Annotated in this window: 6 protein-coding genes; 2 read left to right on the top strand and 4 right to left on the bottom strand. The window is 71.6% G+C overall.

What is annotated here, in order from left to right; all coding sequences use genetic code 11:
- Positions 1–153 precede the first annotated feature (153 nt).
- The gene (locus FPZ41_RS42020) at positions 154–2,439 is read right to left on the bottom strand and encodes a transglycosylase domain-containing protein (protein ID WP_152869600.1); all 2,286 of its coding nucleotides are present in this window, start codon (positions 2,437–2,439) and stop codon (positions 154–156) included.
- 299 nt (positions 2,440–2,738) lie between these two features.
- On the opposite strand from FPZ41_RS42020, the gene FPZ41_RS42015 reads away from it, so the two are divergent.
- A complete protein-coding gene (locus FPZ41_RS42015) occupies positions 2,739–2,966 on the top strand; it encodes an FmdB family zinc ribbon protein (RefSeq protein WP_152869598.1) in 228 nt (75 codons plus the stop codon).
- Positions 2,967–3,222: 256 nt separating this feature from the next.
- Here the strand turns inward: FPZ41_RS42015 and FPZ41_RS42010 are convergent, their stop codons facing one another.
- The 3 genes from FPZ41_RS42010 to FPZ41_RS42000 all read right to left on the bottom strand — a co-directional run bounded on the left by FPZ41_RS42010 (position 3,223) and on the right by FPZ41_RS42000 (position 7,755).
- On the bottom strand, positions 3,223–4,026 hold the full coding sequence (locus FPZ41_RS42010; protein WP_152869596.1) for an HAD family hydrolase: 804 nt from the start codon (positions 4,024–4,026) through the stop codon (positions 3,223–3,225).
- Entirely contained in the window at positions 4,026–6,506 is a 2,481-nt protein-coding gene (locus FPZ41_RS42005) for a phosphoribosyltransferase (protein WP_152869594.1), read from the bottom strand. Before FPZ41_RS42005 ends, FPZ41_RS42010 begins: the two co-directional genes overlap by 1 nt.
- Positions 6,507–6,588: 82 nt before the next feature.
- The gene (locus FPZ41_RS42000) at positions 6,589–7,755 is read right to left on the bottom strand and encodes an HpcH/HpaI aldolase/citrate lyase family protein (RefSeq protein ID WP_152869592.1); all 1,167 of its coding nucleotides are present in this window, start codon (positions 7,753–7,755) and stop codon (positions 6,589–6,591) included.
- Between the two features lie 190 nt (positions 7,756–7,945).
- On the opposite strand from FPZ41_RS42000, the gene FPZ41_RS41995 reads away from it, so the two are divergent.
- On the top strand, positions 7,946–8,518 hold a 573-nt coding region (locus tag FPZ41_RS41995; protein ID WP_152869590.1), incomplete at its 3' end, for a TerD family protein.

Raw genomic sequence — 8,518 nt, 5'->3', positions numbered from 1 at the left:
GGCCACGGGAGCGGCCACGGCCGGATGACGACTGCGCACTCGACTGCTGCTGCGCGTGGGTACGCGGCTTCGACTTCATGCGGAGCTCAATCTGCGAGGGGGGTGGGGGGTGCGGTGGTGCTTTGGTGCGGTACTGCGCTCGAGCCGTCGGCGTCAGCCGAGCGGACTCATGGCGCTCGACCAGATGCCGTAGGGGATGTCGACGGCAGGGGCGCCGGCGATGCCCTTGAGCGGCAGCGGTTCGAGACTCTTGGTCAGGTCCATGCGGTAGACGACGACCGCGGTCGACACCGAGCGGTTCGTGCCCACGTACCAGGCCGCGGTGTCGTCCTCGGTGGTGCCCGCCTTCCCCGCGACCTGCGCCGAGGCGGGGGCCGCGGTGGGGTGCGCGCCGCGGAAGGAGTCGGTGAGCGCCTCGGTGACCTGGCGGGCCACCTCGGGGCGCACCGCACGGCGCCGCTCGGGCGTGTCCAGCGCGACCCGGGAGCCGTTGCGGGTGATCCGGCGCACGGAGTACGGCTCGGTGTGCGTCCCGCCGGCGGCGAACGTGGCGTACGAACCCGCCATGCGGATCGCGCTCGGTGTGGAGTTGCCCAGGGACAGCGCGGGCACCTGTGGCCCCATGCTGCCGGGCAGCAGCCCGATCGCCTCGGCGGTCTCACGCACCCTGTCCAGCCCCGTGTCCATGCCGAGCTGCATGAAGGGCGCGTTCACGGACTGGGCGAGCGCCGTGCGCAGGGAGATGTTCCCCCAGGACTTCCCACCGTCGTTGCGGGCGGCGACCTTGTTGCCGCTGCGGTCCCAGTAGTAACCCTCGGGCGTGGTGACCAGGGCGCCGTCGTCGCCGTCGTAGACGGACTGCGGAGTGACACGTGTCCTCGGGGTGCCGCGCTCCTTGCTGACCCCGTGCTCCAGACCCGCCGCGTACACGAGCGGCAGGAACGCCGAACCGGCCGGGACGGTGGTGGCGTTGGACTCGTTGAAGCCCTGTTCACGGTGGTCGGGTCCGCCGTGGATGGCGAGGATGCGGCCGTCGGCGGCCACCGAGGCGGCTCCGTAGTGTGCGGCCTTCGCCTTGTCCGGGGAGTCCTTCAGCGCCTTCTTGCGGGCCCTGGTCACGGCCTGGGTGAGGGCCGTCTCCCGTTTGCGGTCGAAGGTCGTGTAAATCTGGTACCCGCCCCGGTCGAAGTCCTGGTCGGAGATGCGCGCGGCCTTCTTGGCGTACTGGGCGGCCAGTTCGACCAGGTAGTCGGTCTGACGGCCGGTGTCGAACGCCTGGGACTGGTCCAGGGGCTGGGGGAACTTCGTGTACTTGGCGCGTTCGGTCTTCGTCAGCCGGCCGAGGCCGACCATCCGGTCCAGGATCCAGGACCAGCGTTCCTCGGCCCGCGCCTGGTTGGCCTCGCCCAGCGCCGGGTCGTAGAGGCCGGCGCCCTTGAGGAGGGAGGCGAGGAACGCGGCCTCGCTGACGTCGAGTTCGCCGACGTCCTTGCCGTAGTACGCCTGCGCGGCCCGCTGGATGCCGTAGGTGCCGCGGCCGAACCAGCTGGTGTTGAGGTAGCCCTCCAGGATGTTGTCCTTGCTCGTCCGGCTGTCGAGCTTGAGGGCGATCATCGCCTCGGTGAACTTGCGGCCCACCGAACGGTCCTGGGACAGGTAGACGTTCTTGACGTACTGCTGGGTGATGGTGGAGCCGCCCTGCGTGTCGCCCTCACCGACGGTGCGCCACAGGGCGCGGGTCAGCCCGCCGACGGAGATGCCCGGGTCGGAGTAGAAGCTCGCGTTCTCCGCCGCCAGCACCGCCCAGCGCACGTCCTCGGGGATGTCCTTCAGCGGCATGGCCTGCCGCCGTACCCAGCCGGTACGGGCCATGGGGGTGCCGTCCGACCAGAAGTAGACGTTGTCCTGCTGCGTGGCGAAGGTGTTCAGGTCCCCGGGGATGTCCGTGGCGGCGTAGGCGGCGGTCAGGAGCGCGCCGCCGAGCCCGGCGGACACCAGTGCCGTGCCCAGCGACTGGCGCCAGGAGGGCACCCAGCGGCGCCAGCCGTCACGGCCCGGTCGCGGGTACCTCGGGCGGAGCCGGCGGGCGGCGGGCGCCCAGCGCTGGACGAGGCGTAAGGGTGCCGGTGGAGGGGCCGGTCTGCGGCGGGTGCCGCGATGGCTCGATCCTGTCCCCTGCGTGGCCTGCTGACGCGCCGTTCGCCCAGTTTGCGTCTCCGGTAAGCCGTTCGCCCGGTGGCTCTCCCCCGTCCGGATCCCAGGGTGCTCCCGGTCGACGGAACCGGTCCCCGTGCCGGTCGTGGTGTCAGCCGCCGTACCGGTCGGGGTACGGCGCTGCCACCAGCGCGTCGGTGCGGCCCTCCGGCGGCCTGAGCGACCGCTCTGCCGGCTAGCCACGGCGGGCTCCGGGGCCCGGACGGTCCAAGGGGTGCACGGCATTGGTCCGATGCCGAGCGGTGGTCACAACTGCGTCTCCCTCCGCGCGTGGAATCGCACGCGTGGACAGACGCAGCCGCCGAAGACGCGACCACGTTCCCCCTGTTTCCCCCGGCCTTTCGACCTCCACACGGCGTCCACAAATTATCAGCCACTTTCACAAGTTCCCCGATCCGGAACCGGCCAGAAAGAGCCATGTGCACCCCGCCATCAAACCCGGCCACATTCAGACACTCCGGCCATCGAGGAGAGGGGTTCAGAGGCTCTGCCGCCATGCCGGGGCCGCCGGTTAACCTGTGCGCATGCCTCACTACGAGTACCGGTGCCGGACCTGCGGCGACACCTTCGAACTGAGCCGTCCCATGGCGGAGTCCTCCGCCCCCGCGGACTGCCCCGCCGGCCACGGCGACACGGTCAAGCTGCTGTCGACGGTCGCCGTGGGCGGCTCGGCGTCCGCCCCGGCCCCGGCACCCCGTGCGGCCGGTGGTGGTGGCGGGGGCGGCTGCTGCGGCGGAGGTTGCTGCGGCTGACGGGAACACCCCTCAGGAACCCGCTCGCCGCCCTGCTGTCGACCACCGCGGGCTCGGTCGTCGACGGCCTCGCGCTCCACGGCGTCGGCGCGCTCCCAGGGCCTGTTCTGAGTTCCCCGCCTGCGCCCCGAACGCCCGGCGCGCACCCTGGCCGTGAGCGCACCGTCGCCATCGCGACCCGCCTGCCGCTGGCGACGTCGCGGACATCAAGCGCCCAGGACAGCGCCGACACAGCCCGCACGCTCCACGAGCGCGCCTACCGGCACTCCTTGAGGAACTCCCGCAGGATCCGCTCCCCGGCCGCGACCCCCCGTTCCGGAAGAGCTGTGACCGCGGGCGCGGCCCAGCCCGCGTCGGCCAGTTCGCCGTGTCCCGGGCGCCAGCCCCGGTCGGCCGCGAGCAGCAGGTCGGCGTCCAGCAGCGAGTCACCGGCCGCGAGGGTGAGCTCGGCCCCGGTGCGCCGGGCGATCTCCCGCACGGCCGCGCTCTTGGTGAGCGGCTTCGGCACGGCGTAGATCTTGCGGCCCTGGAGCGAGACCGTCCAGCCACGGTTCTCCGCCCAGACCGCCAGTTCCTTCACCCAGTCCGCGGGGAGCAGTTCACGCTCCACGACGAGGTAGACGAACAGGTCCTCGGCCACCCGGTGCTTGCGCACCCAGGACGGGTCCGACGTGGACTCCATGTACGCCCGTACCTCGTCCAGCGGAGCGCACTCGTCCGCCAGCCGGGCCAGCACCCGCGCGTGCCACGCCGGGTCCGTCACCCCGTCCACCAGGATGTGCCCGCCGTTCGCGCAGATCGCGTACTCGGGCGCGGGGCCCGGCAGGTTGATGCGCTGGTACTGCTTGCGCGTACGGGTCGTCGTCGGCACGAACACCGCCGCGTCCCCGAGATCCGTGAGCAGGCCGGCCGCGGTCTCCGTCATGTACGACAGCGGCCTGCTCTCGTGCACCTCGACGCACAGCAGCCTCGGTGCCCGCGCGTCCGGCATGGTCAGCGCCAGCGCCGCCGCGGAGTAGATGAGCGTACGGTCGAGGTCGCTCGCCACCAGGACGGCCATCAGAGGGCCACCGCCTTTCCGTCGGCGCCGGTGGCGCCCCGTGTGTACTTGGGGTGGATCAACCCGACGCAGGTGTAGGGCAGTTCGGCCACTTCTTCCACCGGCACCCCGCGCTGCTCGGCCAGCAGGCGTACGTGGTCGAGATCGGCTCCCGCCCCGGCCCGCGCGAGGATCCTCCACGGTACGCGGCGCAGCAGCACCCGGGTGGTCTCGCCGACACCGGGCTTGACGAGGTTGACGTCGTGGATGCCGTACTCCTCGCTGATCCGCTCGACGGCGGCCCAGCCCTCCCAGGTCGGGGTGCGGTCGGCGGCGAGGAGTTCCTTGGCCTGCGTGTCCACCGCGTCGGCGACCTCCGTGAAGTGGTCCGAGACGGCGTCCAGGAAGTCGTTCGACACGTCCGAACCGGCGAGTTCGCGGTAGAACTTCGCGCCGTGGTAGTCGTTCGGGCCGACCAGGTCCGAGCGCAGCACCGTACGCGAAATCAGCCCGGAGACCGTCGAGTTGAGGCACGCGGAAGGGATGAGGAAGTCCTCGCGGGTGCCGTACGTCCGTACGCACGAGCCCGGGTCGGCCAGCACCGCGATCTCCGGGTCGAAACCGGTGATGCCGTCGGAGTTCTCGAACTCCCGCAGGGCGTCGGCCAGTTCACGGGTGATGGCGCCCTTGCCGGTCCAGCCGTCGACGAACACGACGTCGGCCGGGTCGTGGTGGTCGGCCAGCCGGCGCAGCGCATTGGCGTCGATGCCGCGTCCGCGCACGATCGAGACGGCGTAGTGCGCCAGGTCGAGCCCGTGCCGCCGCAGCGCCCAGCGGCGCATCAGGACGCCGACGGGGGTGCCCGCGCGGGCGAGCGACACGAGGACGGGCCGTGGTGACCGCTCGGCCAGCACCGTCTCCGTCACGACCCCCACGGCCTGGGCTATTCGGGCCGCCGACTCCTCCAGCGCGTCACGGAAGAGGGCCTGGTACCGCTCGCTCGGCTGGTACTCCACCGGCAGCGACTCCGCGTAGTGCGCGCCGCCGCTCTGGATGGCCTCCTCGCGCTCCTCGGTGGGCGCCTCCAGCGTGACGTCCGAGAGGTCCTGCAGCAGCCAGCCGACCTCGTCGGGCGCGTACGAGGAGAAGGCGGGGCCGCGGAGGGGCTCGGGCAGCATGAGGGGCCTTTCGGTGACGCGCGAGGTGACGTGCGAGGTCGTGTGCGAAGCACGCGCGGCCGCGTACGACGGGACGTACGACGGGACGGCGGCCAGCAGCACGCTCGGCGTGTGCGGGGCCAGTTGGGCCAGCAGTCCGTCGGCGGCGTGGAGCGCGGGGGTGTCGGCCGCCGAGTCGACGACGGCGACGACCGCGTCGAAGCCGGCGCCCGCGACGTTGTAGGCGTAGCGCCGGCCGGGGCCGTCGTCGGGGTCGTCATGGGCCGGGAAAACGATTCGGCTGCGGATCGCGTAGCCGGGGTCGTCGACCGCGAGGACGGGTGAGCGGGTGGTCGTGGAGTACCGCACCTCGGCGTCGCTCACCTTCTCCAGCGCCCGGGCCAGCCTGAGCGGCGCGTACATCAGCTCTTCGAAGCCGAGCACGAGCACGCTCCGCGCGCCTTCCGGCAGCGCGCCCGCGATCCGCGCGGCCATGGCGGGCAACGCCTTCTCCAGGCGGGCCCGGTGCTCTCGGGTGAAGCCGTGCCGCCCGCCGTCGGGGACACCGCGAGGCCAGCCGAGTTCGACGCGGGCGACGTGAGCCGCGGCGGCGCCCGCCTGAACGGGCTCCCCTGCCCGCTCGTGTTCCGCCACCAGGGCCTGCCCCTTCTCCAGCACGCCCTCCGGCAGCCGTACGGTCCCGGAGGCCGCCGCCACCAGGTCGACGCGTGCGCCGATCTCGGCGGCGAACTCCTCCAGGCGCCCGAGGTCGGCCGCCGACCGCATGTCGACGAGCGCGACGATCACGTACCGTCCGCGCGGATAGCGGGCGTGCAGCTCGCGGATGGTGTTCATGATCGTGTTCCCGGTGGAGAACTCGTCGTCGACCAGCACCAGCGGCCCGTTGCCCGCGAGCAGTGCCGGGTCCTCCGGCAGCAGCAGATGGGAGGTGGCGTGGGAGTGGGACTCCTCGAAGCCTCCGGCCCGGGCGACACCCTCGACGGGCCGCCGGGTGGAGTGCAGGTACGGCGCGAACACCACGCCGTCCGCGACCGAGTGGCCGAGCCCGGTGGCCGTCTCGGCGTACCCGAGCACGACGGCCTCGCCCGCCTGGTCGCCCAGCAGTTCGCGCACCCGGCGGCCGAGGGCGAACCCGTGCCCGTACACGACGGACGGCGACTGCGGCACATGCTTGCCCAGCACGTTCGACACCAGCAGGTGCGCCCGCCGGGGGTTGCGGCGCAGCGCGAGTCCCAGCAGGTCGCCCAGCCGCTCGTCGCCGATCAGCTCGACGCCGAGCCGCTCGGCGACCCAGCTCCCGGACCAGACCTCGTTGTTCTTCATCGATTCCTTGTCGGTAAGGCGTCAGCCCTTGTCGGTTCAGACGTTGTCGGGAAGGACCAGCGAGCCGTCCCCGCCGGCCCCGTCAGTCGGGCAGACCCGCCGCCAGCAGTTCCACGAAGCCGATGTCCTCGTTGGCGACGCCGAAAACCTCGGCGCGCGTCAGGACGCGCTCGGCCCAGGCGCGGTGCGGCTTCACCTCGTTCATCTTGTTGGTGTAGGCGGACCGCAGCACACCCCCGCCGTCGCGCTCGGGTCTGAGGATGTCCCGGGCGTCGCTGAACTCCTCGTGGCTGACCACGGACAGCGCGTGCACGGGCAGTACGTGCGAGGGGTGGATGCAGGTCTTGCCGAGGAGGCCGTTGGCCTGGTCCAGGGAGATCTCCCGCAGCAGGCCGTCCATCGCGTGCTCGATCAGCGTCTCGCGCAGCCGGGTGGCCCGCACCTCGAGGAAGGGGCTGCTGCGCAGCTGCGGCTTGAACATGCGCTCCTGGACCCGGAAGTACTCCCAGACCGGCCCGGTCACGGTGAAGCCGGTGCCGTCGGCCCGCCCGAGCACGTTCACCACGTCGGCGATCACGGAGGCCACGATCTGCACGTCGTACGCGGTCATGTCGGGCGCCCGGCGCAGCGCGTACGAGGAGCAGAAGTCGGTGACGCCGAGGCGCAGCGCGAGCACGCGGTCGCGGTACTTGTCGACCGTGCGGAAGATCCCCTGGAGGGCCTCGCCCCGGGTCTCCAGGTACAGCAGCTCGGGCGACTCCAGGACGGGCATCGCGAACAGCCGGCGCCCGCTCGACACCTCGGCCGCGGTGAGCGCCTCCAGGAAGAGGACGCCCCGCTCCTCGGTGAACTTCGGCAGCACGAATCCGGACAACAGCCGGACGGCCGGTCCGAGCCGCCGCACGAGGTCCGGTATCTGCTCCGGCGTACGGACCCGGATGAACAGCAGCGGCAGCTCCGCGTCCGGCCGTCCGGCGAGGTCGGTGAACTGCCGGACCAGGTTCTCCTCGGCGCCCGCGACCTCGGAGTCGTCGATCGAGTCCTCCAGGCACAGCACCATGGAGACCACACCGCGCCCGGCCTGCTTCACCACGTCGTCGGCCAGCCTGGCCCTGGTGGCGGGGCTGTAGAGGGTGGCCCCGAGGGCCGCCGCGAGCATCCTGGCGGGGGAGTCGGCGGTGAAGAAGCCGGGCTCCCGGTGGAAGAGGCGCTGACGCTCCTCAGGGGCGAGGTGCCTGAAATGACGCATAAGAGTCCCCCGTGGCGGCTGGTCGGCCCGGTGAAATGGTGGCCGGTAATAGTACGTAGAGATCCATGTCGTGGGTTCCCGCTGGGCATGAAGTTCTGGTAAATCGGGCGCATCGAAGGCTGTCGGTCCCGGCTGGATGAACGTGACCCCGCTTTGTCGTGACCAGGACCGAGAGGGCAGGATGATCCGTATGACGCACGCGATGCTGAAGGGGTCGAACGTCCCGCTGGAGGCCACGGCGGTGCGCGCCGTGCTGCGCTGGACACCCGGGCAGGGTGTCCCGGATGTCGACGCCTCGGCACTGCTCCTCGGCCCCGACGGGCGCGTACGGTCCGACGAGGACTTCATCTTCTACAACCAGCCCCGCCACCCCTCCGGCAAGGTCTGGCGGCTCGGCAAGAAGCGCGACGCCGAGGGCCTCACGGACACCATCCAGACGGATCTGACGGGTGTCGAGTCCGCCGTCGGACGGATTCTGCTGGTCGCCTCGGCCGACGACGTCTCCTTCGAGCACGTACGCTCCCTGCGCATCCTGCTGTACGACGCCACGGTCTCCGACGCGGAACCGCTGGCGTACTTCGACGTCAAGCCGGAGACCGGCGAGGAGACCGCGCTGATCTGCGGCGAGCTCTACCGCCGCGGCGAGGTCTGGAAGTTCCGCGCGCTCGGCGAGGGCTACAGTAACGGCCTGCAGGGACTCGCGACCGACTTCGGCATCTCCGTGGACGAGTCGGAGGCCGCGGCACCCGACGCCTCCCCGCCC

This window comes from Streptomyces acidicola (assembly GCF_009377235.1).
In the GTDB taxonomy this organism is placed as follows: domain Bacteria; phylum Actinomycetota; class Actinomycetes; order Streptomycetales; family Streptomycetaceae; genus Streptomyces; species Streptomyces acidicola.
This window is presented reverse-complemented; position numbering and strand designations above follow the sequence as displayed.